We start from the raw sequence: 26,547 nt of genomic DNA, 5'->3' as shown, positions 1-26,547 counted from the left end.
TACAGATTCTGCCGGAGAAAATACAGACTTATCTGGCCAAGGCTTAATTTTTTTTCTGTTCGAAGATTCCCTTGAGAGCATCCGTGGCGCCTTTGCCTACATCGCCGGCTCCCTTAAGAAGGTTTTCGCCAGTCTTGCCGACTTCCTCGAGGACTCCTTTGCCAGCTTCGCTGACATTTTCAAGGATTTTTTGACCCTGCTGAGCCAGTCCTTTGCCGATGGAATCAATCATGTCCAGCGGCAGGAGGTCTTTGCCCTGTTCGGCAACGCCGCCGGCGATGGCGGTCAGAACTTTAGCGGTCAGTTCGGCGGTATTGACCGGTTTATCATTGCCGATGTCGTTTAAGATAATGGGATTGACTTTTAAAGTAACGGTGTCGGCTTTGCCGGGAATCGGCAGCAGTTTGGCCTTCACCTGGACCCCATTAATAACCAGTTCCCGAATGACCAGTTTTTTGCCCGAGGATGCGGTGGTGGTATCGGCAGGCTTGTCGGATTGGGGTAAATTGTTAAGGATGGCCTGCAGGTTATTTTCTGAAAGGCCTTTCTGTTCGATGGTCAACTGGATATCATCCAGCTGGATTTTCTGAATCTCGACCGTATCGCTGAGCAGGCTTTTGGTGTTCAATACCACAGCGGCCTTTCCCATGGACATAAAGTCTGAGTGCTGATAGCCTTCGGGATTTTTAATATTTAAACCCGCCAGCTCAACTTTTCCGCCGAGGATAGACAGGCTCGCATCCTGCAGGCTGACCGGCACTTTCAGGGCGGCTGTACCGCCGGTCTCAACACCGAATTTGATCGCTTTGCCTCCAAACAGGGTGAATAAGACAAAGACCAAGACGACCAGAAGGACCAGTATGATACCTGCTGCGATTATTATTTTTTTCATCCCAGATTCCTTTCGTTTTATTTATCCTGAAGTAATTCCTGCTGAACCGTCACCCCGGCCTTCTGGGCGGCTAATGCATGTTTTCTGGCGGAGGCTTTGTCCCCGCTGAGATAATAGCATATCGCAAGCCCATTATGGATGGCTCCATTGTCCGGACTCAGGGACAATGCAGTCCGGTACGATTCAATGGCTTTATTATACGCTTTTTGGTTGGCATACGCAACCGCCAAATTGTGATACAAATCCGCGTTTTCCGGATCGATCTGGATGGCCTTTGCATAGCATTGGGCCGCCTGGTCTGCCTGCTGCAGTTTTAAATAGGCATTTCCCATATTTTGCAGGGCAGCGGACTGGGTCGGGTCGATGAGCAAAACCTGACGGTAGGCCTCGATTTCGTCATTGGTCCGATCCAGATAGTGCATGGCAAGGGCCAGACCGAACCATGCTTCGGCATCATCCTGACGGATAGACAGGGATTGCTGGAACCGGCTGACCGCTCCGGAGAAGTCTTTCTGGTCGAGGGAAAGATTGCCCAGGCCTGTATAGGCGGAAGCCAATTGCGGGTCCAGGTCAAGGGCTTTGGAGAAGGCTGTCTGTGCCTGGGCGATGCGTCCTGCTTTGCGATAGAGCTGTGCCAGATAGAGGAAGTTCTGGGCGTCGGTGGGTTTCAAGACCACCGCAGCCTGCATCTGGGCGAGCGCTTTGTCAAGCTCCCCGAGTCCCTGGTAGGCCTGAGCGAGATTGCGATATACATCCACAAAATCCTTTTTGAGTTTCAGGGCCTTGAGGTACAGTCCTTTGGCACGCTCGTACTGGCTCAGCTGCAGGTAGGCATTGCCCATATTGTTGTAATTGGTGGCATCAGGCCCCAGGATCGAGAGGGCCTGTTCGTATTGGGCAATTGCTTCGTCGGGACGTTTCAGACGCAGCAGGACATTACCGAGATTGGTGTGAGCTTCGGCCAGAGAAGGATTAATCTGAACGGCCTTGACCAGATACTCAAAGGCATAATCAAGCTGTCCCCGATCGGCATAACTATTGCCGAGATTATTGAAGAAACACCCCAGGGTTTGTTTGGGGGTCAGAGTTTTAAAATAGAGCGACTCTCGACCCGAAGGCGGAGGGAATTTTTCCAGATAATGTTTGTCGGCTGCGATGGCTCCGCCGGAGGTGGTTTCAATATTATATTGTTTTTTGCCGTCGTCATATCGGACAAAGAAATGCCCCGGCACAACCACGCCATAGGCCGGCAAGCCGATGCGTTCGGCGATGGCCAGATACAATACCGACAGACTCAGGCAGTAGCCGCGTTTGCGTTCCAGGACGACGTGCAGAAATAAATCGTCCGGGTTGTCTGCGGTTTCCAGCGAAGCGAAACCGAGGTCCTTGAACAGATATTGATTGATGATGTCGATGGCACGATAATCTGCCGGGATGCGTTTTTCCTTCATGCGGGCAAGGATCTCCTCGGCCATATCGTCGATTTTGCTGCGGTACATCGTCGGGGTTTTGTTGGCGCCCCATTCCCGCGACAGCAGCAGGGCCGCGGTGGCCAGATCGATTTCTTCATCCGGCAGCCGCAGCACCCCTTCAATTGAGGACATATACAGCCCGCGTTTGCCATCATTGGCTAAGGTGACAGCCAGGGTAACAGGCGCAGCCAGAAGCACCGCCAGCAAAATCAAAATGGATCGATTTTTTTTCATCGCGTAATCGGTTACTGGTTCTGTGCAATTCCCAATTGCCGTGTTATCTTCTCCGCGGTCATCATTTCAATCCGGATTTGTTTGACGGGACTGGTCTGTCCGGACACAATTGCAATCGCCTGTTTACGAATCCCCAGCTTCGCTGCCAGGAAATCAATCAGGCAATCGTTGGCTTTACCTTTTTCCGGTGCCGCGGCGACCTTGATTTTCAGCATCTGGCCCATCGGTCCTGCAATCTGTGTTCGCGAACTGCCGGGCACGACTTTGACGGTAAACAGCACACCTTCTTTGGTATCAGAGAATATTGGCATAGCCGTGCGGCTCAGACATTTTCCCGCAGATTCTGTCCGATGGAAAACTGGATATAGCGTTCAATCTGAGCGGCCAGTTCACCGACGTTGCCGATCTGAAAATCTTCGTAATGGCCCGGCAGAAATTCTCCATTTAATGCCTTTTTAAAAACCTTGACTCGAACGATGGGGACGGATTTTAAAGTGGCTGAGAAACTGGAATTTTTATATTCCTTCAGCTCGACCCGCCAGTCCTCGCTGATAAATACCAGGCTGTTACCTGTATATACAGACGTCGGAAAATAATCATACAAGATTTTTATAATATCCATATCGGCTATTTCCTGTTTATTATCCAGCCATTGGCTTGTTAAAATATACCAGATAATCAAGCCTATCGCAAGCTGCCGGTCAGTTCAGAAATCCGTTGAATACCATGTTTCTGACAATACAGATATAATCCGTCTATTATTCTTGTTGTGCAGGATGGGTCATTAAATGTTGCGGTTCCCACTGCCACGGCGGTTGCACCGGCAATCATAAATTCGATGGCATCGGACGCCGTGCGTATTCCGCCCAGCCCAAGAATGGGGATTTTATTGGGTTTGCCGACATCCTGATAGACACGGTTGACCAGATACACAGCAATGGGCTTGATGGCAGGGCCGCTCAGACCTCCGGTACGGTTGGATAATACGGGTTTTCGGGTTTCGATATTAATAACCATCGCAGTGAATGTGTTAATCAGGCTCAGCGCATCGGCTCCGCCGGCCACTGCAGCTTTGGCGGTTGCGGTAATATCCGTAACCGCGGGAGTTAATTTGACCATCAGCGGCTTTTTGCCGCAGACAGCTTTGACGGCACGGGTGATTTGTTCAATCAGATGAGGGTCTGTTCCGAAGGTAATGCCGCCCTGTTTGACATTGGGACAACTGATATTCAGTTCGAAACCTGCGATGCAGTCGATCTCGCTGAGACGTTCTGTTACACGGACATAATCTTCGATGGTCTGGCCTGCGATATTGACAAAAACGGCCGTTTTGAGCTTTTGAATGATGGGGATTTTTTCGATCAGAAACCGTTCCAGGCCCAGATTAGCCAGCCCAATAGCATTGAGCATTCCGGAATCGGTTTCAACGACGCGCGGCGTTGGATTGCCTTTACGCGGCAGGACCGAAATGCTTTTGGTGATAAAGCCGCCCAGCGAACCAATGTCTATAAAATCCGACAATTCGTCCGCATAGCCGCAGGTGCCTGATGCGGTAAAGACGGGATTTTTTAACGTCAAGCCTGCAAATTGGATGCTTACATCGACAGTCTGTTCCATCAGCATTATCCTTCCTTGCTGAAAACCACATCACGGGCATCAAATACCGGACCTTCTTTGCAGCATAACTTATATTCGGTCTGCTGCGGCTGGGGAGTTTTGTGTTCAATGGCGCAGCTTTGGCACAATCCTATCCCGCAGGCCATCATTCGCTCCATGCTGACCTGGCAGGGTAGGTTATGTTTGAACGCCAATCTGGCCGTTGCAGCGAGCATTACCTCGGGCCCACAGGCATAAATTGCCGTCTTGGCCGGATCCCATTGGTTTTTGCTAAGCCATTGTTCCACGCATTCGGTGACATAGCCCTTGAAACCAGCAGAACCATCATCGGTAGCAATATGACAATCGACCCCTAATTGCCAAAATTCTTCCAATACAAGACCGGTGATGTTTCCAATACGAATCGTAAACGGCAGGTTGTCACAGCTTTTTGCCCCCGCAAAAACACATATTCTTGTCGGCTGTTTCTTTAAAACTGAGGCCAGATGGAGAAGCGGGGGGGCTCCCATACCGCCTGCAATCAAAATCGATAACTCCTTGTCTGGCAGAATATTAAAGCCATTTCCAAGAGGTCCAAGGACATTGATTTTGTCTCCTTTTGACAGGCTGGTCATGCGAACCGTTGATGGCCCCAGCACGCAATACATGATTTCAAGCTTAACGACAGGGCCGTTTTCCCCCTGGCTGACGGAAACATCTGAAAAACTGAATGGCCGGCGTAAAATAAGCTGTCTTTTCACGGCGTCTTTAAGGTCGTTTGGGATTTTTTCCTGAGCGGGCAGGGCGGTCTGAGTCAAATCCAGCATGACGAACTGGCCGGGAACAACGGATTGAAAAAAGGGTACGGCTTCGCTTCCGAGTTCGATTATCAAACGGTTATAACAGGTCCGAATTTGCTGGTTACTAAGAACCGTTGCCCAAAACATCCCCTTGGCTTGCGATTGCTTATCTGAAAAGCTCATAAGCTCTTTCTAAATAAGAGGTTAATGAATAAAAAAAGCTCCCGGAATATTCATCCACTGACATTCCGGAAGCCCGCCACGGCAAAGAAAGCCGCCAATATTCTGATGACCGTTTATTGTTCTGTTTCCATTTTTTCTGGTTTTCACCTTCTGGATTCCTAATGGGCACTAAGTATAGCAACCCCCCCAGATGATGTCAACAACGGGAGCAAAAAAGAATTTACAAAAAGGATTGCAAAAAATCATATAACTCTCTATCTGGCAATATGATATATCACATTGGATGAGGCCTTTAATCCGCGTGGTGAATTTGAAAAAACAGGCATCCCTCTTGAAGAGCCTCTTTGTCTGTGGTATATGCAAATCCCAAGTCAAAATGGAATGCCGGGGGAGTTTATCCCCAGTAAAGAAAACGGATTGGAATTGAGTAATGATAGTAAGCCACACATATTTTAGATTGAGCATAGGACTATGGCTGTGTTGCTGGTGTGCTTGTCTGGCGGCGGTATCCAAGCCGATTGATGAGGTTCTTCGCGATTCGGCCCAGAAAAAAACCAGATATTCCATTCTTGCTGTAAATGCTGCCGATGGCAAACAGCTCTTTGCGCGGAATCCGGACACCCCGTTTATGCCTGCATCCAATATGAAGTTGGTTTCCACCGCAGCGGCGATTCATTATCTCGGGGCGGATTATGTCTTTAAGACCGAAGTGGGGCTGCTCAATGGCAGTCTTGTGATTGTGGGCGGAGGCGACCCGCTTTTGGGGGATCCAACGCTAGATGCTCGCTACAACCGCAAGGCCGGTTGGGTTATGGATACGATTGCTGAAACGCTGAAAAAGAACCATATCACGTCAATACGGGATATTATTGTGGATGCCAGCTTCTTTGATAATAATCGCGTCCATCCGGCCTGGCCTGCTGATCAGCTCAATCAATGGTATGCCTGTGAGGTCAGCGGTATTAACTATAATAACAACTGCATACGCATTACCGCAGAAAATCAGAACGGCAAGGTTGTTCTGGGAACCGAACCGAGCACGTCCTTTTTGACTTTTATTAACCAGGTCCGGCTTGTCGGCAGCGGCAGCAGTGCTTTGGGGGCTTATCGTAACACCAAACCGAATGTCTTGATAATCAAAGGAAATCTTCGCGGAGCGACCAGTTTTGATGTGGCCATTGAAAAACCGGCGGCTTTTTTTGCATGGCATCTTAAAGAGCGTCTGGTGGCCCAGGGGATCGAAGTGCAAGGCGGTCTTTTGGGACAATATGTAAAACAGGATCCGGGCCTGCAGATTCTGCATACGTTTGAAACCCCGCTGACGGATGTGCTTTATCGCAGTAACAAGGACAGCCTGGGGCTGGCAGCCGAATCACTGATCAAGACCATTTCCGCTGAACAGACCGAAGGCCGAATCAACGGGGAATGGCCTCACGGTCTGACGCTTGCGGGCAATTATTTGTGTTCGCTGGGGGCAGATCCCAATCATTTTGTACTTGACGATGGTTCCGGACTAAGCCGAAATAATCGGCTGACGACACGGATTCTTGTGTCGGTGCTCAGGGACCTGTATGCAGGTCCCCACTGGGCGATATTTGAAAGCAGCCTGTCGGTTGGCGGAGAAGACGGCACGACGTCCAAGTATTTTCAGGAGCCGCAGTATCGCGGACGGATTCTGGGAAAAACAGGTTATATTTCGGGTGTTCGGGCATTCAGCGGAATATGCAAAACCCCCTCAGGGGACATTTTATTCAGCATTTTAACCGAAGACGGAAACGGTCTGACGCGTAATTGGATTAACGAGATTACAAAGTCGATTTTTGACCGGAAGTTTTAGATTGCTCAGAAGCGATTTCGTAGCGGGCCAGTTCACCGGTAAGTTCTTCAACGAGGTCCTTGAGGGTTAATATCCCCAGCGGTTTTTTCTGCTCGGCCAGCAGACCTGCCTGGGATGCCGTGATGACCGCAATCCGATGCGGCCCTTTCCGCATGATGGAAATGGCGTCCAGTACGGAAGTGGACATGTCCATACGGACAAGGGGCTGCACGAACGGTCTGAGGTTTTCGAATTCCACCCCGGCTCCCAGCGTTTGATAGATATCGATAAAACCGAGAATGTGACTGCGATCCTTTTCATAAACCGGAATGCGGCGATGCGGACATCGTGCGACAATAGCCAGTAAGGCACTGCGATTGCTGTTGATTTCTGCCATTTCGACCTTGTTCATCGGCACCATGACGGTTCCGACAGAGACTTCGGGAATGTTCATCAGCCGCTGGATCATGTTTTTCTGGATGGACGTCAGCAGACCTTCGTCACGTGTTTCCTGAAAGATTTGACGAACCTGGCTGCGCTGGGTGATATCGACGGCAGCAGCCGTATCGACGGCAATTCGGAACAGCCGGGAAAAGACCCGGAATAAAAGCCGCATCAATTGAACAGCCCCGCTGAGGGTACAAAGCCGCCATATACCCCATATTGCCGGGGCCAGGGGACGTATCAGGCTGTCGGCTCGATAGAAAAACACGCTCTTAGGTAGTATTTCCCCGAAGATAAACAGGGTGGGGGTCATGATGATGGTGGTGTAGAATTCCGCCAGGTTTTCATCTTTCAGATACGACAGCAGCCACCAGGTCAGCCCGCTTGTCGCCAGATAATTGACGATGTTGTTGCCCAGCAAAAGCGACAAAATCAATCCCTGACCATCGGCAATCGCGGTGGATAGTTGCTTATAAAACGCTCTTCCCTGTTCGACACCCAGGCGAAGACGAAAGCGGCTGAGCCGATAGATGCCCGTTTCCACGCCGGAAAAGAAGGCGCTGCACAGGAACATCACAATCACAAATATAAGCAGGGCGATTTCTGTCATGGTTTTGCGACCAGGGGTTCCAGGGACAAAATCAGGCTTTCAATACGATTGTTTTTGACGGTTTCAATCGTGAATTTCATGTTCTGCCAGGTTACAATATCGCCGTTTTTGGGGATTCGTCCCAGCAGGGCGGTTACCAGACCGCCAATAGTCGTTAAGCGGATCTGTTCGGGATCCACGCCAAAGGCTTCAGCCCAGTCCAAAATGGGAAGACGAGCCGACAGACGATAGGTCATGGGGCCGATCTGCTGGATCGGAACGCTGCATTGCTGCTGTTGTTCATCGGCTCCCAGAAGCTGATCGACAATATCATCCAGTTTTACCAGTCCCGCGATGCCCCCATATTCATCGACAGCGATAGCGATATCAATGGCGTTATGCTGAAAAAAGGTAATCAGCGACTCCACGTTTTTCTGCTCGGGCACAAAGTACACCGGCCTGACCAGCTGTTCGATGGGCTTATTCGGGTTGATCAGCAGGTCCTGAAAGTGAATGACTCCCACAATGGAATCGATGCTGTCTGTATATACCGGAATCTGACGCAGCCGGTGCTGGTACATCATCTCCTGCACCATGGCAGGACTGGAGTGGATTGAACAGGCTTTCATTTCCACCCGGGGCCGCATGACATGACGGACTTTCAGAAGACTAAGCTCCAACACTTCCAGCAGCAGCAGATTTTCATCCTGAGTCAAGAGTCCTTTGCGGGCGGACTGGTCCAGCAGGATGCGAAGCTGATTCAGGGTGACCGGTTCTTTCGTTTGGCCCGCGTGCGTGACTGGAGCGGAGAGTCGAACGGCCGGTTTTATGAGGAGAAAATCAATCACTGCCAGCAGGGGGGTGAGAATTTTGATCAAAAAATAAAAAGGCACAGCCGCGGTCAGGCACATTGCATAGGCATTGGCATACGCAAAAGCCTTGGGCAGCATTTCGCCAAAAATCAGCAGCGAAACAAATACGGTGATCGCCCATATTATTGCCGCCGTGTGGCTGTAAAATTCCTGCAGGCGGACTGTGGTAATTCCGGCAAGGGAAAAAAACAGAATGTTGACCAGCATATTGCAGAACAGCAGGGTGGTTAACAGCCGATTCGGATTTTGGAGAATGTGCCAGGTTAACCACTCCAACCGATTGGACGACTTGGCAAAACCTCCGACCTTACGGGGTGACAAGTGAAAAAAGGCCGTCTCGGCAGCCGAACAAAAACCCGAACAAAACAGCAGCCCCAGCATGACCAGAAAACGCAGTAAATTGTCAACCAGAAAACTCACGACCAGATTGTCCGAGATGTATTGATGAGATTAAACCGCGACTTCTTTTTTGGGCAGACGGATTTTAAAGCAAGTTCCTTTGCCTTCTTCGGATTCGACGCTGATCAGGCCGTTATGTTTTTCAATAATCCGTTTGCAAAAGGATAGTCCAAGTCCATTATTGGGGCCATCGGGACAATTTTTCTTGGTGGAGTAAAAGGGTTCAAATATCTGTCGTAAGGCGGCAGGTGCAATTCCGCGGCCGGTGTCGACGATTTCAATCCAGACGGCATCTTCATTACAAAAGGCTCGGATTCGCAGTTCTCCGGGCTGACCGAGCATGGCTTGACGGGCATTGAGTATCAGATTCATCAATACTTGCCGCAACGAGGGGCCATCCGCCCTAATGAATAAATCGTCCGGCACCTGAATTGAAACATGAATTTTATCTTTTTCAAAATCCCGACCAATGCCACCAAACACGTCTTCAATTAGAGATTTAATCGAGACTTCTTGTATCGAGAATGGTTTCTGGCCTGCCAAAACCATTACTCGCTGGAGCATCTCAGTTGCTTTTTGGCTGAGTATGACGGCTTTGGTCAACGCTTTGCGGGTTAATTCCTCATCTTCAGGATGGCTTAAGGCAAGCTGTGCATAGTTGCCCAGCGGGGTCAGCAGGTTATTGACTTCGTGGGCCGTCATCGCCCAAGCCATACCCACCGCAGCCAGGGTGTGTAATTGATCTGACTGCTGAATCAGATGATTGTACTGTTCTTCACGAAATTGCAGTTGTCGATGCAGGGCCTGTCGTTTTTGCAGCACGCCGTTCATCCATTGCCCCTTTGTTTCAAATCACTGATTTTTTCCAATCTGAGCCTCTTACTATACGATTATTCTAAGTATCGACCTTTTGCCGGTAAATTCTTGAAAGTAATCTTGCTGGACACAAGAAGCCGCAATGCCCAAAAGATATCACTTGCAAACAAAAAAGCTTTGTGTAAGATAACGTAAACGAACCAAATAGGACATAATAACTCTGTTATGACGATGAATACATCCAAAGAAGATACAAAAAAACCTGTTGTTTTGGTGGTTGATGATAACCTTCAGAATCTGGAGCTGATCATGGCTTATCTGGAGGATGTGGATTGTCAGACAGTATCTGTCTCCAGCGGCATGGAAGCCCTGGATATGATTTCCGCCCAAATACCCGACCTGGTATTACTGGACGTGATGATGCCCAAAATCAGCGGTTTTGAAGTCTGCAGGCGAATTAAGAACAACCCTAAAACAGCCCATATCCCTGTAATTATGGTTACGGCGCTCAATGAGCTGGCAGATATTGAAAAGGCCATCAATTCAGGGACAGACGATTTCCTGAGTAAGCCCGTCAACAAATGGGAATTAATTACTCGAGTCAAAACCATGCTCAAGCTCAAACATTTGTCTGATCGCTTGGAAAAGACACTGGCCTATTTGAGTGAAGTGGAAAAAGCTACCAATCCTCGCTGAATTAAACCTATACCGCCTACACCTACACATACACCTCCGCGATCGTGTTTTTGATACCCTTCGCACGTCCTATAACCAGTTTTTTTGTGTTTTTAGTCGTTACAGCCGGTAAACATAGTAAGGTCATGTATGCGCGGAGCTTAAAAAAAAAGTCGGGGATTGAATCGCCTTAATCGAGCCAAATGTTTCGACGATACCCTAAGTACAACTGTTTGTATGGCTTAATCAATGTACTTATTATAGGGTAGGAACAAGAGGATGAGTAAGCTCCTCGAGATCTTTGGCAAAGGTGTTACGATCGACAGCGTCGAACTGGTTTGGAATTGGCTGGCGGCTCAGCAGCCCGCCACTCCGGTTCAGGGAAGCCTCGATGACCAACTCGGCAGGGTGGTTGACCTGCTTTCAGACCGGGATTTTGACCAGGCCGAACAGGCTTTGCGATTTTATTTGTTCGAAAAACCGGATTGTCCTCGCGGACGGATTGCCGCAGCATCCATTTGCATGCAGCGAAATGATTTGCAGGGTGCCATTGAGCAGGCTCGCAGTGTTTATCTGCGTCAGCCGCATAATACCATGGCGCTGTATCTGATGGGCTTTTGCCATGAACGCCTGGCACAGGTTGATCAAGCCATCGAATTTTATCAGGATTGCCTGAAATTCAAGCGTCATCTGCAGTTACCGCGTCAGCGAATGGCTGCGATCTATTTGCGTGATGGCCGAATTGATAAGGCGATTGAAGAGTATATTGTCTTGACGTCCGAACATCCGGAAGATATTGAGTCCATTACGTTGCTGGGATATCTTTATCTTGCCTCCGAACAATATGCCCAGGCTGTAGATGCGTTTAATCTGGCGATTTTATCGCATCCGGATAATTTCAACCAGGACGGCAAGGAAGATGAATTGACGCCGCTGCTGGAACAGGGGCTTTACGAGCAGGCGTTTGAAAATGTCTATTCAATTATGGAGCAAATCGGGGCGATGCCTGAGCTGTATGTGCAGCTGGGCGATATCTGCAGGCATGCCGGCAGGGTGACCGAGGCGATCTCGCACTATGAAGCCGCCCTGCGGATGCAGCCGAATTCACTGGAGGCTACCATCAAACTGGGCAGTCAATATCTGAGGGATGGCCACCCGGGTCTGGCCGCCGAACAATTCAATAAGGCTGCTGAGATTAATGATGAAATTATTGATGCTTATGCGGGCCTTGCCATCGCTCAGTATTTGGCAGGACAATCTTTAGAGTCAGAACAAACGTTATCCTTAGCGGCCAGTATTCATCAAAACAGTATCCTGCTGTTTGCTGAAACGGCAGCATTACATCTGAAATCATCGCTGAATCAGGCACAGATACAGCCTGAGGAATCACTCACTCGGGATGATATCATAGAAACGTTTATCAACGGCTGGCGCAAAAAGATGTCCAGTGCCGGACCGAATGCGGATTTGTATTATAAATATGGCCTTTTACTTATGATTCGCGGGCAGATTAAAGATGCGGTGCATTGGTTCCAAAGGGCCCTATCGGTCAATACTACGCATTATCGGTCCAGAATTAAGCTTTGTCTTGCACTCCGTGAAATCGGCCAGAATGAGGAAGCCTTTGCGATGTTAAGACAAAGCACGGTATTGCCGTCGGCTATGCTGGAGCTGCATTATCAGACTGCGCTGTTATTTTGTGATAAGCCGAGATTTGCCAGGGCTATGCAGCATCTTCAAACCCATAATACATTCCATGGGCTGTCTTCAGAAGACACACGTGACTATATCGAGGTAGTACTCGAAAATCTTGGTATTGTGGACAGGGCACTGTCAAACTGGTCACGTATTGAACAAACGTCTATGCTGGCACTCAGCATTTCGCCACAGGGATAATTCTCAAGCCTAAAATGTGGGCGATGGAATCTTGGGGGGCTGCAGGCCATAATTTTCAATAACTATGATGTATAAGCTAATGGAGTATGGAAATCCGCGAATGCAACATAAGATACATTATAGGACCTAATATATAGCCCACAAAAAAATTGTAAGGCTTTGACATTACAATGTTTATGAAATCGAGCCAGAATGGACTTGAACTCATAACCGTTGGTTCCGTAGACCAATGCTTTATCGATCAGTAGCTAAAGGAGCGCACATTTACAGCATTCATCGGCCCAAAACACCCCGTCTTAGGATTTAGTTAAATTGATTTGGGCAAACCACGGAGTATTTTCATCAGTTACTAAAAAACCTGGAGTATACCCGCCGTTTAACGCTATTTTACGTCTCATACAAAATCTTTTCTTGACTTATTTGACAATTTATGTTATAGTTCCTGTTAATATGGAGAGGATGATGGCATAATCAATCATTTTGGGGTTTTTCTGTCTGGATTATTTCCAGCCGGATAAGATGTAACTTCGTGGCAATAAATTGTCATAGTTCATGATAACGCTGGTTTTTCTGGGGAGTCATAATATGTTAACACTAAAGAGACTGTTAGGGTCATTGTGTGTTCTTGTATTCTCATCTACTCTGTTTGCGGCCCCGAAGGCTTGGGTTTCTACCAGCTACAGGCCTGATTTCTGGTCTTCCGGTTCCTGGTATCGGGCACCTGTGACTGATGGGTATATGGACTTACGGCTGGCAATTGAAAACGCAACCTTCGACCAGGCTGAGTTTTCCATTTCTTATGACAGCAGCATTCTGTATCCTTTGAGTGCCGATAATTTTATGGATATCATGCCCGGATTAAGTGTTTTCAGTGACACCACCATCAACCTTGATGGGACCTGGAAAAAGACCACGTTTACCTTGACCGGGGCTGTTTCCATTGGTTCCATCCAGTATGAATCTGAGGCTGTATTCAGGCTTCGTCTGTATCCCAGGGGTGAGGGTACCGTTCCTATCAGTTTGTGGACCAGCTCCAGTCCTCGTTATCCTGCTTCCTATAAAAGCTGTGATTTAATCCTTCGCAGCGGCGGACAGGTTGTCCCGTATGAGCGCAAGGAATGGAATGACAGTGTCCAGCTTGTCACCTTTACCGATAAGACTTCGGCGTCGGTACTCTATTATTATGATCTTAATCTGGGGACGCCCATATCCAATGGTATTATTCGGATTACTTATGCCGACAGCAGCGTGGAAGAATTTACAGCTTCCAATCACGCCAGAGGCATTACCATTGACAGCGATTACGGCGGATATTTTATCACGGATCAGCCCAATGCTATTGAATATGCAATTGTTTTTCCGGAATACGAAGATACCGTAATGAACAGTATCAGCGGCGGATGGTCAACCACCCATATTCAGCCGGAAAGGATGTTTTTTGTCCGGGAAGCCTCCGAAGGATTTCATGGTCTGCGTGCAACATCCGATGATATCGTGCTGACGGTGGATTTGATGGGTATTGGGGCCGATTTCGGCAGTTCTGTGTATGACGCTGTTCTGATGACCTATGAGCAAGGGATTGTCAGCAAAACCTATGATTTTGACTATGTCAACAATGACACCATCAAGATGACAATTTCCGGCGGCCTTGAAGCCAATCCCACTTATGTATTATATGTATATAAAAACGGCCTGATTGCCGGCCGGACATGGTTTGGCGCATCGACTTTTTATCCTGTTACCTTCACGGTCAAAAATCAGGCGGATATGGTTTTGCCGGGGGCGACTGTAACGATTCCGCTGTGGAGCATGTATGGTCCTGCGAATCTCGAACAGGTTACCGATGCCAACGGCGAAGCAGTCTTTGAGCTGCCGGGTTCGGAATGGGGCAATTATTATAATTACTATGTTGTGCTTGCCGAGCATGAGGATGCGGTTGGAAACTTTCAAGTGTTCGACGCTCCGGTTCCTGTTTCGGTGGTTATGGGGCCTGTCCGCGGACTGGATATGGATGACTTTGCCATCCTTGCCTCACAGTGGAAGATGGAATACTGCCAGTGGAATAACGATTGCAACGGCGCCGACCGCAATCGGGATGGCACTGTGGATATCAAAGACCTTGCGATATTCGTTGATCGCTGGCTGAAAGAAATGAATTAAACCGCGTCCCGGGTTTGACTATTTAACGCCCCTTTCCGCTTGTTCCGGCAAGGGGCGTTTTTATGGCTTATGTAATTCGAATCCTGAGCCGGGATCAAGAGGGTCTTTGCAGACATCCCTGCTCAAGACCGTCGATGCGGCGAATCACATCCCTTTGCCGCCCTGCTGCCGGATGGGGCTGGCGGCTTGCTCTAAAAACTATACCGTACTGCAGTATAGATATTGGTATTATCCTCAAACTGGCCAAAGAACGTATAAGGATAATCGCCGAAAAAGATATTTGCGCCTGCTTCCCAGGACAGAGAATCACTCAGTTTATAATGGATATTCGGACGCAGATAAACATCACGATCCGTCGGCGAGAAATAGGTAAACATCGATAATCGGAGATTCTGATTGAGCAGCAGTTTTGTCAACCGCAAAGTCAGCAACTGACGATAGTGATCTCGATTGGCATAGGGTGTGGTTTTCTTGTAATCGCCGTAATGCATCAATTGCTCAACATAATACTGCAGCCCTGCGGTGAAATCTGGGGCAATTTCCTGTGTGTATCCGGCCAGATACCGCATCTCGGAGTTATTGATATAAGGATTTTGGCCATTCCTGTCGTCGGCAGAATCATAATACCCAACTTCGACATTGCCGATGCCCTTGCCCACCGCTCCCTGCACACTGGCTCCGTAGACATTCAGGTCTGGAAAAAGGGCCTGCCCTGAAACCGTTTGTCCGGCTGGACTTTTCCAGAAGCCCCGATAGCCATACAGGGCAAATTCATAGTTATTGATGTTTTTATAAAGACGGACGGCCACCTCATCATCCCGGAACCACCGGTCGGGCCGATCGGTATGAACGATGGCATCCCGCCCGGCGTGCCGCTGCAGATTGGCATTCCAATACGAGATCGACTCACCATCAATATAACGGTCAGGATCGAATTGCGGCGTATATACCACGTCCAGGTTTACCTCATCACTGAACAGGCTGACTTTGGCCGCATCCGAAGGCGCCTTGAGATAATCGGTATCGCGCCCCATAAAAAACGAATTCCAGTCCTTGGGAAACAGATCATTGATGAAAACCAAATCTCCCGTTCCCCAGGTCAGAATCTGCCTGCCGAGCTTGACATCCATCCAGTCAGCAGGACGAGTAAATACATTGGCTTCACGCAGATCAAAATCGCCCTGTTCGGCAACTCCGTCCCCATAGAAATCGCCCTTTGCCTTAAAATCCGCCCAGTCGGTTGCACTGAATAAATCAACCTGCAGACGGCTTTCCATGATGGACATGTCTTTTTCATAACGGTCATTCTGCGTTCGATATCCCGCACGCATTTCAAAGAAACCATGTGCCTCGATAGGCCATTTGAACCAATCCGCTTCCTGGTCTTCTGCAGCGATTCCGTCTGCCACCACAAACCCAAGAACAAGCAAAAGACCATACCAACTCAGCCCAAAAGGACTACCAGGATATTGGCTCCAACGAAATTGCTTTTCCATGGCCGGAATGCCCTTTCACATTAACAAGAACACCTGGGTTACTATTCTGTTTAGCGCATGGCTTCTTTGGGGGGACGACGCAAATAACGTTCAGTAAAGACATCGTCCAGATTGAGATTGTACTGAACTTCGGAGAATTTCATTTCTGTTGTGCTGCCCGTGTTTAAGTCTTTGACCACCGCTTCGGTCGCTGTAGGATATTGAACCTCTTTATCTCCTTCTTTGGCGGCGATCATTTCGACTTTTTTGGTCTCGATCGTCCGATACAGCTTGCCGTTTTTATCGTAAAACTCCATCTTCATCGGCATGTAATTTTTGCGGTCAATCGATACCAGATAATAGGAAAACTCCACGGATTCCGGCTTAAGCGGTGTGTTTTTGATCACATAATATTGTTCATCCGTCTTGACCAATTCATGGTTGTCCTCAGCGAGATTCCGGCCGGAAACATCCTCATACAGAAAGTCGGAGCCGACAAAACTGGTACGCTTGTCGCCGGCGGCAATCCGTTTGACCAAATCCAGATTCGGCAGATACAGCCAGCGGTCATCATCTGTTCCCGGGGCCGTATGTTTGTGTACCATAAATACCATTTTACGAACATCGGCGGGTCCCAGGAAATAGACATAGTATTTCTGGTCTCCCCCAACCTGGACATTTTTACGTAGAATGGTAAAATCCCGCGTTCGTGTCCGTCCCTGCTTGTCGGTAATGGTCATGTTGACCTTGCTTTTACCATCCTGCCCCTGATAGTAGGCGACAAGATTGGCCCGATTGACAATCTCGTCGACCGATGGGGTTTCTGGGGGTGTTGTTTGCGATTCGGCAGCGATTGAAACACACGAAAAAGCCAATATAATGGCTGCTAAGAATAGTTTGTTCATAGTACACCTTCCTTTTAGGGTATCGTAATATTGTATCCTGATTCCTACATAATAATTTCTGTTTCGTCGCGGCAAAGACCAGCAGCTTCCACCACTTGCTTCTTTGGCTCACGGAATAGTCCTATCCGTCGGTATATATCAAAAACACCAAACAGGTACGACAGAGTCATGATCGCTTCACAATTTTATGCATTGTTACCTGGAGTTTCTTCTGCCAATCGACAGGCTTTTCGACGAGACAGAAAGCCGCAGACTGCCACCATAACGATTACCACAGCCATGCTGATCCAGGCCAGGGTATTGATTTTCAAATTCCAGAATAATTGAATATTCAAATCTACAACGATCACCGCAGAAATGGCTGAGACGATGCAAGTCCAGCAATTACAGGTTACAGATTGCGGATTAGCCAGATTCCTAAACAGCGGCTTTTCCAGCAGCTTCATCAGGGCGGGTAAAACGAACACCGTGACTGCCCCGGATAAGCCCATAATGGCACAAATAAAGATGCCAACTGTTTTATAAGGTATCAGAGGTGCTGCCAGCAGGGGAAGAAAGCCAATCGCGATCACCAGCACATTGCGGGTAATTGCTCGGGCAGGCTCTCCGAATATCTCCGGTGCCAGTTGTTCCCATGTTTTTCCGGATTGAAACATATCCCGCGAACGTTCGAGAAAATGGATTGCAAAGTCCACCGCCATACCGAGGGTCAAGGCACTCAGAACCGCCACCGGCATATCATAATCCTTGCCGATAAGACCGATAACACCATAAATGCCGACAATGGTTATCGTGAGCGGAATCATACTAAGCAAACCCCACAACACGGACCTGAACAGGATCACCATCATTAAAAAAACCATCAGAAAACTGCCCAGGAAGGATTGCAGCATACCGTTGACCATTTTGTTTTGCCAGATGATATTGATATACGTCTGTCCGGCCCAGTTGTAATGCAGTTCAACCGGCGGAAGATGCTGTGTGAAATAATCATCCACCGCCCGGACGACTTTTTCCATATCCCTGTTGTCACCACTTTTTAATTGAAACCAGATATTCGCATGCCGGAAATCAGGTGTTACCAGGTGCCACAGATAGTGCGGCTTATGACTGCTCTGGTATTGAATCAGGCATTCACTGACCCCCTTGAGATGGTCCGGAATGCGATAATTGGCCGGTTTGCCGTCAATTAACTCCTGATTGACCTTACGAACCACATCGGCGACAGAGCTGCTTTTGCCCACCAGTCCGATTTTTTCCAGATGTTCCTGCAGTCCGATCATGTAGTTCAGCACGTCGGGCCTCTTGAACACCCCAAGTCGTTCCTGCTCAACACCAAAATAGGTCGCAATTTCGTCCCAGATGGCAAATTCATCATCCAAAGCCGCCTCCCCCTTCTGCTGGGCAAATGCTGTCAGTTGCTCAAGCAGGGCTTCCTGAGTCAGGCCTGCAGTGGTCATCTCTTTTATTTTTTCCCGGGCCTGGAAAATCAGATTGCCAGCCTTGGGGTTTTCCGCAGCCATAGACTCCTGCAGGCGATTTAATCCATCGAACAGAGACTGTATCCATCCCGGTTCAGCCTGCTTGGATTCCGGAGCATCCAGAACCAGGTAAGCCATATATGTTCCACCAAAATGCTGATTCAGGGCAATATCGGCCTTGCGAATCGGATGGCTCCGGGCAAACCATTTCACGGGATTGTCGTTCACTTGAATTTTGGTAATACCCCAGACCGCCACCCCGGTCAGAAGCATGAGTATGACCAGAATAGGCCTGGCTTTGCTGTAGGTTAATTTTCCCAGCTGTCGGAGTATCCGCGACATCAGGCTTTGCGAGTCCTGGGTATGTACCGCATGGCCGAAATGAGTCAGTGATTGTTCCGGAATCATCATCACATACGCCGGCACAAACGTCACAGTAAACACCCATGCAATCATGATGCCGATCGCCACAAACGCCCCGAACACCTGGACCGGCGGTATCGGGGTCAGTGCCAGGGAAATAAAGCCGGCTGCTGAGGTCAAAGAGGTATAAAGCATGGATGTAAATAAAACCTGCATCACCTCAACGATGGTGTTTTTACGCCCTTTGTCCGAAGTATACCGATCAAAGAATTCCGACAAAATATGGACCGAATCCACCACGGCGATCGGCATCAGGAATATGGGTATCATGGAGCTCATAATATGCACTGGAAACCGCATTCCGATCAGAAGTCCCATCGTGGAGAGGACAGTCACCATGGCGATAATCATCGGTGCAATGATCAGCACTATTTTCCGGAAAAAAATCAGCATCAGGACAAATATAGTGCCCATGGCCAGAGGTGCTGAGATTGCCATTTGCACAAACATTTCTACACCAAATGTGTCCTGGGCGACAGGTAAACCTGTGATATGATAATCTTCAGTCGCCTGCAACGTGGCAATGTGTGCCTGTAATGCCCGATAGACCCGATAACTCAAATCTTTGCTGGTCAAAGGCAGATAAAGACACAGGGCCCTGCCGTTTTCCGATACCATTGTCCCTTTAAACAAGGGATTGGACATGACTTTGTCACGAATATCCAGAGCCTGTTCACGGGTTTGCGGCGGTTCCTTCATCAGCCATTCAAAGCTGATTTCTCCAGGCCCCTTCTGACCGATGTGGTCCACTTCTGAAGGTGCAATAATGTCCACCTCAACCACCCCCACGGTTTTGGAAGAATCGACAGGGTCCGCCCATCGCAGGGTTTTGGCGTATTGAGCCAGATGATAGATATTGTTCAGTGTTGCCGGATTAAAAACGCCATCGGGATCCTTGTCATTAATGACCCCAACGACGACCATATCGCTGAGATCAAAAATCTTTTTGGTATGGTCATGAAACACACGCACCGGCTCGCTGGAAGACAGCATGTTTTCCGGATCGGTATCGACTCGAATCATGGGAATAAATGCAGCACATGCCAGCGTGAAGAGCACCATGATTGCTGTGACCAGCTTCCAATGGTTGACAGACCAACGGACAATTGTATCACCTGCGGCCTTCATCATTGCCTCCGAGTTAACTTGACTCTCATTATATCTCCACATCAAAAGAATGCATCCGCTTTTTTTCATTTTGTGCAATTGGCATACACACAATCCAGCAATTGGATCACTGCAGGATTCGCAATCCGGTAATACCGATTGGTTTTATCTCGTCTGCACGCCAATACGCCTTTGTCCTTCATAATTGCCAGATGCCGGCTGATAACAGCCTGCTGAACCGCCAGGATCTCAACCAGGCGATTGACTGGAAGTTCTTGATTTTTTAGAGCCTCAATTACTTGAAGTCGAATCGGATGTCCAAGAGCCTTCAAAACATCAGCTACTTTTTCTGCGTTTGTGTTATCCATAATAATCACTCCGTATATATCAACAGATGTATATATGTATATTCATATATTTTGTTCGACCTTTTCCATTCCAATTGCCGTTATTCGCAAAAAAATCTGGGGGCGGCTCAAAATGTACTATGACTTATCGTTAAACAACAAGAATAGAACGGTTATGTACCATGTATTCCAGATAGGTTTGGGCTGTTTTTTTAGGTTGCATTATTCCCCCCTATCGATTATTTTTATAAGTTTATACAATTTGAGGATAAACCGAATGCGAAAACAAACACGTACAGTGGCCGTGGGTTCAGTCCGGATTGGCGGGAGCAATCCGATTGTGCTGCAGTCAATGACCAAAACGGAAACGACCGATGTGGCCGGATGCTTGAGACAGATTGAAAAACTGGTCAAAGCCGGAGCTGGGCTGGTCCGGATTGCTGTCCCAACCCGGGCAGACACGGAGGCTTTTGGCAAGATTGTCCAGAAATCGCCGATTCCGCTGGTGGCGGATATTCATTTTTCACCCGATCGTGCCATTGAGGCCATTGAGGCCGGGGCAGCCAAGATTCGTCTGAACCCGGGAAATGTCAAAAACAAAGACGATATCCTGCGGATTATTGATTGTGCCAAACGCCATCAGATCGCAATCCGTATAGGAGTCAACGAAGCCAGTATCCGGGATTTGAAGCATGATGTGGAACGCGATCAGCGTGTAACCTTGATGCTCCAGGAAATGACAGGATATGTCCGGATGTTTGAGCAGAACGGTTTCGAAAACCTGGTGCTCAGTGCTAAAAGCGCCAATACGGTTCGCACCATTGAAATCAACCGGGCAATCAGCCAGACATTCGACTACCCTGTGCATATTGGGCTAACCCATGCCGGATTGCTGGAAGACGCTCTGGTGCCGTCATCGGTAGCGATTGGTACCTTGCTGGCCGAAGGCATCGGCGATACGGTCCGCGTCAGTATCGCTGGGGATCCGGTTCAGGAAATCGAAGCTGGCAAAAAGATTCTCGCGTCAGTGGGCCTCTATAAACAATCGCAGCCGGAGTTGATTGTCTGTCCAACCTGCGGACGGTGCCAGATTGATGTGGTTGGTCTGGCCAAAAAAGTGCGTAAGGTGCTTCAGAAGTCAAACAAACCGATTCGTGTTGCTGTGATGGGGTGTGTTGTGAACGGACCGGGCGAGGCCGCAGATGCGGATTTGGCCATTTGTGCGGGTGCCGGAAAAGGCTTTTTGTATAAAAATGGCCAGAAAATTGCCGCAGTGGATGAGGCCAATCTGCTGGATGCAATCTCGGAGCAACTGCTGACATTTTAATTCACCAGATATGGCAAATACAACAGGCATTATCTTCGATATCAAGCGGTATTCCATAAACGATGGGCCCGGCATTCGCACCACCATTTTTTTTAAGGGCTGTCCGCTGCATTGCCTGTGGTGTCATAATCCGGAGGGAATTTCCTTCAAACCTCAGCTTATGCATCGGCCCAGCCGGTGTATTCAATGCGGCCGGTGTGTTCTGGTCTGTCCCCAGAAGGCCCTCGAAATTCAAGACAAAAAAATAGTTATATTCTGGGAAAAATGTACCGGCTGCGGCAGGTGTGTTACCGATTGCCCTTCCGGAGCTATGGAGCTTGTTGGCAAATCCGTAACCGTTGACGAGGTGATGAAAGAAATTATCAAGGACATCGTCTTTTTTGACCAGTCCGGCGGCGGCGTTACCTTTTGCGGAGGCGAACCTCTGGCACAGCCGGAGTTTTTGTATGAATTGTTATCCCGCTGTCGGGCGATGGATATCCACACAACAGTGGATACGTCTTGTTATGCGCCGCGGGGTGTTCTTGAACGAATAATAGACCAGACAAATCTGTTTTTGTGCGACATAAAACATCCGGATTCTGCCAAACATTACGAATTGACCGGCGTAGAAAATGCGATTATTCTGGACAATATCCGTTTTCTGGCCCAAAAAAAGAAGCCAGTTATTATCCGAATTCCTGTGATTCCAGGCTTTAATGACCAACCCGAGACTATAAAAACGATTGGAACACTGGTGGCGGATATGAAAAATATACACCAAATTGATCTTTTGCCGTATAATACGGGAGGTCAGTCGAAATCGCAGCGACTGGGAAAACCGTATAAAATGTCAGGAATTCAGGAGCCATCAGGTCTTAATATAAAAGAGCTGGCGGCTGTACTGATGACCATGGGATATAAAGTACATACAGGCGGGTGATAAACCTGTCAACCGGATCTGCCGTGCAGACGATTTTTGCGGGATTGAGACATTATGAATGAACGAGTAAAGCGGCTTCGTGAACAAAGCGTCAATACCAGACCTTATATTTCTTCCGAACGTGCGGAATTGATAACCGCCTTTTATAAAAGTGACGTCCCCATGCAAGTGTCTACACCGGTAGCCCGGGGACTTGCCTTCAAGTACCTGATGGAGCACAAGGCTGTTTCTATTCAGGACGGCGAACTGATTGTGGGAGAACGCGGCCCTGCCCCCAAAGCCACGCCAACCTATCCGGAATTGTGCTGCCATTCCCTGGACGATTTTGAGATTATGAGCAAGCGGGATCGGACACGGTTTGATGTGGATGACCATGTCCGCAAGGTCTATGCTGAGACGATTATCCCGTTCTGGAAAGGCAAGACGATGCGGGAAAAGGTCTTTGCTGCCATGAATGATAAATGGATGGCCGCCTTTGAGGCCGGCGTCTTTACGGAATTTATGGAACAGCGAGCCCCCGGCCATGCTATCCATGATAACAAAATATACACCAGGGGCCTGTTGGATTTTCAGGATGACATTCGCCAGCAACTGCGTAATCTCAATTTTATGAACGATCCCCTGGCGTATGACAAGCAGCAGCAGCTTCTGGGATTCAGTCATGCGATTGACGGGTTGATTACCCTGGCCAGACGGTATTCGGACAAGGCCGCCGAATTGGCCGCTCAGGAAACAGACGCTGCTCGCAAGCAGGAGCTTCTGAAGATTTCAGCTATCTGCAGGCATGTACCTGCCTATGCACCTCGTACTTTCCATGAAGCTCTGCAGATGTACTGGTTCATTCATATCGGGGTCATTTCTGAACTCAATGTCTGGGATTCGTATAATCCAGGCCGGTTGGATCAGCATCTGTATCCGTTCTATAAAAAAGAATTAGAGGCCGGGACATTGACCGAGGATGAAGCCAAAGAGCTGCTGGAATGTTTCTGGGTTAAATTCAACAATCAGCCCGCCCCGCCTAAAGTCGGCATTACTGAGGCTCAAAGCGGCACCTATACGGATTTTGCTCTGATCAATATCGGCGGCGTCAATCCCTCCGACGGCTCGGATGCCGTGAATGACGTCTCCTATCTGATGCTGGACGTTGTGGAAGAAATGAAGCTGGTTCAGCCCAGTGCCTGTGTCCAGATTAGCGCCAAGAATCCGGATCGCTTCCTCCGCAGAGCCTGTCAGGTGATCAAATGCGGTTTTGGACAACCGTCGGTATTTAATACCGATGTCATTATTCGGGAGATGCTCCATGACGGCAAGACGATGTTCGATGCCCGCAGCGGCGGCCCGAGCGGCTGTGTGGAAACCAGTGCCTTCGGCAAGGAAAGCTGTACTCTGACTGGCTATATCAATTGGCCGAAAATCCTCGAATTGGCACTCCATCGCGGCATAGACCCTCTGACGGGAAAACAGATTGGGATCAAGACACCCGATGCGACGACGTTTAGTTCAATTGATGATGTCATTGATGCCTATAAGGCTCAATTGAAATATTTTGTGGATTTGAAAGTGGAAGGCAATAATATCATTGAACGCCTTTATGCCAATTATCTGCCTGCGATGATGCTGTCGATACTGACCGATGACTGCATCAAGAAGGCCCGCAATTATCACGATGGCGGCCCGCGATATAATACGACCTACATTCAGGGTGTCGGCATTGGTACCCTGACAGATGCCCTGGCGGCGATTCAATACAATATATTCGACAAAAAGACCCTCACTATGGCGCAGCTGCTGTCGAGTTTGAAGGCCAATTTCAAGGATAATCCCGCTCTGCAGCAGCAGCTCAAGCAAAGCCCGCGATATGGCAATGATGATGATTATGCCGATCGTCTGGCCACAGAGGCATTCAATATCTATTTCGATACCGTCAACGGCAGGCCCAATACCAAGGGCGGTAAATACCGCGTTAACCTGCTGCCGACAACGGTACATGTGTATTTCGGCCAGATGACCGGGGCCCTGCCCAATGGCCGCAGCGCCGGGGAACCGCTGTCGGATGGTATTTCCCCCACTCACGGGGCAGATGTCCACGGACCGACGGCGGTGATTAAATCGGCGGCAAAAATCGACCATGCTCGCACCGGCGGAACGCTGCTGAATATGAAGTTTACTCCCCACCTGCTCGAAGGGGAAGGAATCGAAAAGCTGCTGCATCTGATTCGCAGTTATTTCCGACTGGACGGCCACCATATCCAGTTTAATGTTGTCACGGCCAAGACCCTCCGGGATGCCCAGAAAAACCCAGACCAATATCGCAATTTGATTGTGCGTGTGGCCGGTTACAGTGATTATTTCAACGATTTAGGTCCCGATCTGCAAAATGAGATTATTGCCCGAACCGAACAGCAATGCCTGTAACAGGATGCCTTCGGCGGTTGTACAAAGAGCATTGTCGATATAGAAAAATCAGAAAAAGGATCTGATTTTTGCTTGCAAAAATGCTGGTCTTTGTTACACTATGGGCCATAAATTCATACGTTTACCTGTCGGCATAAACGGCACGAAGAACGCCATTTCTTAATAAGAGCCTGTAGCTCAATTGGATAGAGCATTGGTCTACGGAACCAAAGGTTAGGGGTTCAAGTCCCTTCAGGCTCGATTTTCTTATTTTTTATAACAAAACAAGATAAATAGGGTTTAGATTTAGGAATTATCTATATGGCCAGTTTTTTGGAGCAGATTTTCAGCAGAGCGGCAAGCAACATTAAAACCATCGCCCTGCCGGAAGGCTGTGATGTACGTACTATCGAAGCGGCATCCGTCATTCTCAAAAAGAAATTTGCCAACATTATTGTCTTGGGTAATCAGGCCAAAGTGCAGCCGTTGCTGGATCGATATCAATTGGATGCCAGGGCGGTTAATTTGATTGACCCCTCCACCGACCCCCGTCGTCAGGAGTTGGCCCAGTATCTGTATGAGCTTCGCAAGGCAAAAGGCCTGACCCTGGAGCAGGCGGAGAAACTGGTCCTGGATGAAGTCTATTTTGCTACGCTTATGGTCAAAAAAGGATGGGCGGATGGCTTGGTTTCCGGAGCCTGCCATTCCACCGCTGATACGCTCCGTCCGGCATTGCAGATCATCAAGCCTGCCGAGGGAATGAAGACCGTTTCCAGTATGTTTTTTATGTGCTGGCCCGACAAAATTCTGCTGTATGCTGACTGCGGGCTGATTGAAGACCCGACGGAAGATCAGATTGTTGATATTGCCGTCTCCACTGCCAAAACCGGTCTGCAATTCGGTATTCAGCCCCGGGTGGCCCTTTTGAGTTATTCCACCAAAGGTTCGGCTTCCGGGCCTAATGCCAAAAAAATGGCCAACGCCTCCGCCAAGGCCAAAGAAATTTTTCAAAAAGAATTCGGCGACAAAGTCATCGTTGATGGTGAACTCCAGTTTGATGCAGCGTATGTTCCCTCGGTGGCTGCACACAAAGCCCCCAACAGTCCGCTAAAGGGCAATGCCAATACATTTATCTTCCCTGACCTGGGGGCCGGCAATTTGTGCTACAAATCCACCCAGCGTCTGGCCGGTGCGGAAGCGTATGGTCCCATCGTGCAGGGGCTTGCCAGACCGGTCAACGACCTGTCTCGTGGCTGCAGCTCGGATGATATTGTGGCTACAGTGGCGATCACTGCGATTCAGGCAGTCAAATAACCTGAAGC

General features: G+C 48.7%; 21 protein-coding genes and 1 tRNA gene. 9 read left to right on the top strand and 13 right to left on the bottom strand.

Annotated features, from left to right (window positions below; genetic code table 11):
* Positions 1-43: 43 nt before the first annotated feature.
* The 6 genes from ACQ9LF_RS09945 to ACQ9LF_RS09920 all read right to left on the bottom strand — a co-directional run bounded on the left by ACQ9LF_RS09945 (position 44) and on the right by ACQ9LF_RS09920 (position 5,177).
* Entirely contained in the window at positions 44-892 is an 849-nt protein-coding gene (locus ACQ9LF_RS09945; protein ID WP_462489246.1) for an AsmA family protein, read from the bottom strand.
* Positions 893-909: 17 nt separating this feature from the next.
* Entirely contained in the window at positions 910-2,598 is a 1,689-nt protein-coding gene (locus tag ACQ9LF_RS09940; protein WP_462489245.1) for a tetratricopeptide repeat protein, read from the bottom strand.
* An 11-nt stretch (positions 2,599-2,609) separates the two neighbouring features.
* On the bottom strand, positions 2,610-2,909 hold the full coding sequence (locus tag ACQ9LF_RS09935) for a DUF167 domain-containing protein (protein ID WP_462489244.1): 300 nt from the start codon (positions 2,907-2,909) through the stop codon (positions 2,610-2,612).
* A gap of 11 nt (positions 2,910-2,920) precedes the next feature.
* A complete protein-coding gene (locus tag ACQ9LF_RS09930) occupies positions 2,921-3,220 on the bottom strand; it encodes a hypothetical protein (RefSeq protein ID WP_462489243.1) in 300 nt (99 codons plus the stop codon).
* A gap of 62 nt (positions 3,221-3,282) precedes the next feature.
* Positions 3,283-4,215, bottom strand: coding sequence for a dihydroorotate dehydrogenase (locus tag ACQ9LF_RS09925; protein ID WP_462489242.1), 933 nt, complete (start codon positions 4,213-4,215; stop codon positions 3,283-3,285).
* A 5-nt stretch (positions 4,216-4,220) separates the two neighbouring features.
* Positions 4,221-5,177 (bottom strand): dihydroorotate dehydrogenase electron transfer subunit, encoded by a 957-nt coding sequence (locus ACQ9LF_RS09920; protein WP_462489241.1) that lies wholly within the window; start codon positions 5,175-5,177, stop codon positions 4,221-4,223.
* 430 nt (positions 5,178-5,607) lie between these two features.
* Here ACQ9LF_RS09920 and dacB point away from each other — a divergent pair, with 430 nt between their 5' ends.
* Positions 5,608-7,014, top strand: a complete 1,407-nt coding sequence (gene dacB, locus ACQ9LF_RS09915; protein WP_462489240.1) for a D-alanyl-D-alanine carboxypeptidase/D-alanyl-D-alanine endopeptidase — start codon at positions 5,608-5,610, stop codon at positions 7,012-7,014.
* Here the strand turns inward: dacB and ACQ9LF_RS09910 are convergent.
* Genes ACQ9LF_RS09910 through ACQ9LF_RS09900 form a run of 3 tightly spaced genes read right to left on the bottom strand, consistent with a single transcriptional unit; the run spans position 6,983 to position 10,128 of the window.
* On the bottom strand, positions 6,983-8,047 hold the full coding sequence (locus ACQ9LF_RS09910) for a CNNM domain-containing protein (RefSeq protein ID WP_462489239.1): 1,065 nt from the start codon (positions 8,045-8,047) through the stop codon (positions 6,983-6,985). The two genes, dacB and ACQ9LF_RS09910, sit on opposite strands and share 32 nt — an antisense overlap.
* A complete protein-coding gene (locus ACQ9LF_RS09905) occupies positions 8,044-9,318 on the bottom strand; it encodes a hemolysin family protein (RefSeq protein WP_462489238.1) in 1,275 nt (424 codons plus the stop codon). Before ACQ9LF_RS09905 ends, ACQ9LF_RS09910 begins: the two co-directional genes overlap by 4 nt.
* A gap of 30 nt (positions 9,319-9,348) precedes the next feature.
* The gene (locus ACQ9LF_RS09900) at positions 9,349-10,128 is read right to left on the bottom strand and encodes a sensor histidine kinase (RefSeq protein ID WP_462489237.1); all 780 of its coding nucleotides are present in this window, start codon (positions 10,126-10,128) and stop codon (positions 9,349-9,351) included.
* Positions 10,129-10,338: 210 nt separating this feature from the next.
* Here ACQ9LF_RS09900 and ACQ9LF_RS09895 point away from each other — a divergent pair, with 210 nt between their 5' ends.
* From ACQ9LF_RS09895 to ACQ9LF_RS09885, 3 genes are all read left to right on the top strand, one after another.
* Positions 10,339-10,809, top strand: coding sequence for a response regulator (locus ACQ9LF_RS09895; RefSeq protein WP_462489236.1), 471 nt, complete (start codon positions 10,339-10,341; stop codon positions 10,807-10,809).
* A gap of 258 nt (positions 10,810-11,067) precedes the next feature.
* Positions 11,068-12,684: a tetratricopeptide repeat protein gene (locus tag ACQ9LF_RS09890; RefSeq protein WP_462489235.1), complete on the top strand. Its 1,617-nt coding sequence runs from the start codon at positions 11,068-11,070 to the stop codon at positions 12,682-12,684.
* Positions 12,685-13,422: 738 nt separating this feature from the next.
* Complete coding sequence (locus ACQ9LF_RS09885) at positions 13,423-14,844, top strand: hypothetical protein (RefSeq protein ID WP_462489234.1); 1,422 nt, start codon at positions 13,423-13,425, stop codon at positions 14,842-14,844.
* Positions 14,845-15,035: 191 nt separating this feature from the next.
* Here ACQ9LF_RS09885 and ACQ9LF_RS09880 read toward each other — a convergent pair whose 3' ends face one another.
* From ACQ9LF_RS09880 to ACQ9LF_RS09865, 4 genes are all read right to left on the bottom strand, one after another.
* Entirely contained in the window at positions 15,036-16,340 is a 1,305-nt protein-coding gene (locus tag ACQ9LF_RS09880; protein ID WP_462489233.1) for a hypothetical protein, read from the bottom strand.
* Between the two features lie 50 nt (positions 16,341-16,390).
* On the bottom strand, positions 16,391-17,224 hold the full coding sequence (locus tag ACQ9LF_RS09875) for an outer membrane lipoprotein-sorting protein (protein WP_462489232.1): 834 nt from the start codon (positions 17,222-17,224) through the stop codon (positions 16,391-16,393).
* Positions 17,225-17,409: 185 nt separating this feature from the next.
* On the bottom strand, positions 17,410-20,259 hold the full coding sequence (locus ACQ9LF_RS09870) for an efflux RND transporter permease subunit (RefSeq protein ID WP_462489231.1): 2,850 nt from the start codon (positions 20,257-20,259) through the stop codon (positions 17,410-17,412).
* Positions 20,260-20,321: 62 nt separating this feature from the next.
* Positions 20,322-20,603 carry an ArsR/SmtB family transcription factor gene (locus tag ACQ9LF_RS09865; protein ID WP_462489230.1) on the bottom strand — a complete coding sequence of 94 codons (282 nt, stop codon included), beginning with the start codon at positions 20,601-20,603 and terminating at the stop codon, positions 20,322-20,324.
* Between the two features lie 256 nt (positions 20,604-20,859).
* Between ACQ9LF_RS09865 and ispG the strand changes: the two genes are divergently transcribed.
* The 5 genes from ispG (at position 20,860) to pta (ending at position 26,539) form a co-directional block, all read left to right on the top strand.
* Positions 20,860-21,909 (top strand): flavodoxin-dependent (E)-4-hydroxy-3-methylbut-2-enyl-diphosphate synthase, encoded by a 1,050-nt coding sequence (ispG, locus tag ACQ9LF_RS09860; RefSeq protein WP_462489229.1) that lies wholly within the window; start codon positions 20,860-20,862, stop codon positions 21,907-21,909.
* A 10-nt stretch (positions 21,910-21,919) separates the two neighbouring features.
* Positions 21,920-22,831, top strand: a complete 912-nt coding sequence (locus ACQ9LF_RS09855; protein WP_462489228.1) for a glycyl-radical enzyme activating protein — start codon at positions 21,920-21,922, stop codon at positions 22,829-22,831.
* 54 nt (positions 22,832-22,885) lie between these two features.
* Positions 22,886-25,246: a trans-4-hydroxy-L-proline dehydratase gene (hypD, locus tag ACQ9LF_RS09850; protein ID WP_462489227.1), complete on the top strand. Its 2,361-nt coding sequence runs from the start codon at positions 22,886-22,888 to the stop codon at positions 25,244-25,246.
* 166 nt (positions 25,247-25,412) lie between these two features.
* Positions 25,413-25,486 (top strand) — tRNA-Arg (locus ACQ9LF_RS09845).
* Between the two features lie 60 nt (positions 25,487-25,546).
* Positions 25,547-26,539 carry a phosphate acetyltransferase gene (gene pta / locus ACQ9LF_RS09840; protein WP_462489226.1) on the top strand — a complete coding sequence of 331 codons (993 nt, stop codon included), beginning with the start codon at positions 25,547-25,549 and terminating at the stop codon, positions 26,537-26,539.
* Positions 26,540-26,547: the final 8 nt, after the last annotated feature.

This window comes from Anaeroglomus insulsum, from assembly GCF_050689095.1.
Taxonomy (GTDB): Bacteria; Planctomycetota; Phycisphaerae; order Sedimentisphaerales; family Anaerohalosphaeraceae; genus Anaeroglomus; species Anaeroglomus insulsum.
Note: the sequence above shows the minus strand (reverse complement) of the source record. Positions and strands in the feature narration are given on the sequence as shown.

Excerpts from the sequence above, each read along its gene's own strand:
- ACQ9LF_RS09925 (WP_462489242.1), bottom strand. The coding sequence starts at position 4,215 with ATGGAACAGACTGTCGATGTAAGCATCCAATTTGCAGGCTTGACGTTA.
- ACQ9LF_RS09885 (WP_462489234.1), top strand. The coding sequence starts at position 13,423 with ATGGACTTACGGCTGGCAATTGAAAACGCAACCTTCGACCAGGCTGAG.
- ispG (WP_462489229.1), top strand. The coding sequence starts at position 20,860 with ATGCGAAAACAAACACGTACAGTGGCCGTGGGTTCAGTCCGGATTGGC.
- ACQ9LF_RS09920 (WP_462489241.1), bottom strand. The coding sequence starts at position 5,177 with ATGAGCTTTTCAGATAAGCAATCGCAAGCCAAGGGGATGTTTTGGGCA.
- ACQ9LF_RS09900 (WP_462489237.1), bottom strand. The coding sequence starts at position 10,128 with ATGAACGGCGTGCTGCAAAAACGACAGGCCCTGCATCGACAACTGCAA.
- pta (WP_462489226.1), top strand. The coding sequence starts at position 25,547 with ATGGCCAGTTTTTTGGAGCAGATTTTCAGCAGAGCGGCAAGCAACATT.
- ACQ9LF_RS09890 (WP_462489235.1), top strand. The coding sequence starts at position 11,068 with ATGAGTAAGCTCCTCGAGATCTTTGGCAAAGGTGTTACGATCGACAGC.
- ACQ9LF_RS09865 (WP_462489230.1), bottom strand. The coding sequence starts at position 20,603 with ATGGATAACACAAACGCAGAAAAAGTAGCTGATGTTTTGAAGGCTCTT.
- ACQ9LF_RS09895 (WP_462489236.1), top strand. The coding sequence starts at position 10,339 with ATGACGATGAATACATCCAAAGAAGATACAAAAAAACCTGTTGTTTTG.
- ACQ9LF_RS09870 (WP_462489231.1), bottom strand. The coding sequence starts at position 20,259 with ATGATGAAGGCCGCAGGTGATACAATTGTCCGTTGGTCTGTCAACCAT.
- ACQ9LF_RS09910 (WP_462489239.1), bottom strand. The coding sequence starts at position 8,047 with ATGACAGAAATCGCCCTGCTTATATTTGTGATTGTGATGTTCCTGTGC.
- ACQ9LF_RS09935 (WP_462489244.1), bottom strand. The coding sequence starts at position 2,909 with ATGCCAATATTCTCTGATACCAAAGAAGGTGTGCTGTTTACCGTCAAA.
- ACQ9LF_RS09875 (WP_462489232.1), bottom strand. The coding sequence starts at position 17,224 with ATGAACAAACTATTCTTAGCAGCCATTATATTGGCTTTTTCGTGTGTT.
- ACQ9LF_RS09855 (WP_462489228.1), top strand. The coding sequence starts at position 21,920 with ATGGCAAATACAACAGGCATTATCTTCGATATCAAGCGGTATTCCATA.
- ACQ9LF_RS09880 (WP_462489233.1), bottom strand. The coding sequence starts at position 16,340 with ATGGAAAAGCAATTTCGTTGGAGCCAATATCCTGGTAGTCCTTTTGGG.
- ACQ9LF_RS09945 (WP_462489246.1), bottom strand. The coding sequence starts at position 892 with ATGAAAAAAATAATAATCGCAGCAGGTATCATACTGGTCCTTCTGGTC.
- dacB (WP_462489240.1), top strand. The coding sequence starts at position 5,608 with ATGATAGTAAGCCACACATATTTTAGATTGAGCATAGGACTATGGCTG.
- hypD (WP_462489227.1), top strand. The coding sequence starts at position 22,886 with ATGAATGAACGAGTAAAGCGGCTTCGTGAACAAAGCGTCAATACCAGA.
- ACQ9LF_RS09930 (WP_462489243.1), bottom strand. The coding sequence starts at position 3,220 with ATGGATATTATAAAAATCTTGTATGATTATTTTCCGACGTCTGTATAT.
- ACQ9LF_RS09940 (WP_462489245.1), bottom strand. The coding sequence starts at position 2,598 with ATGAAAAAAAATCGATCCATTTTGATTTTGCTGGCGGTGCTTCTGGCT.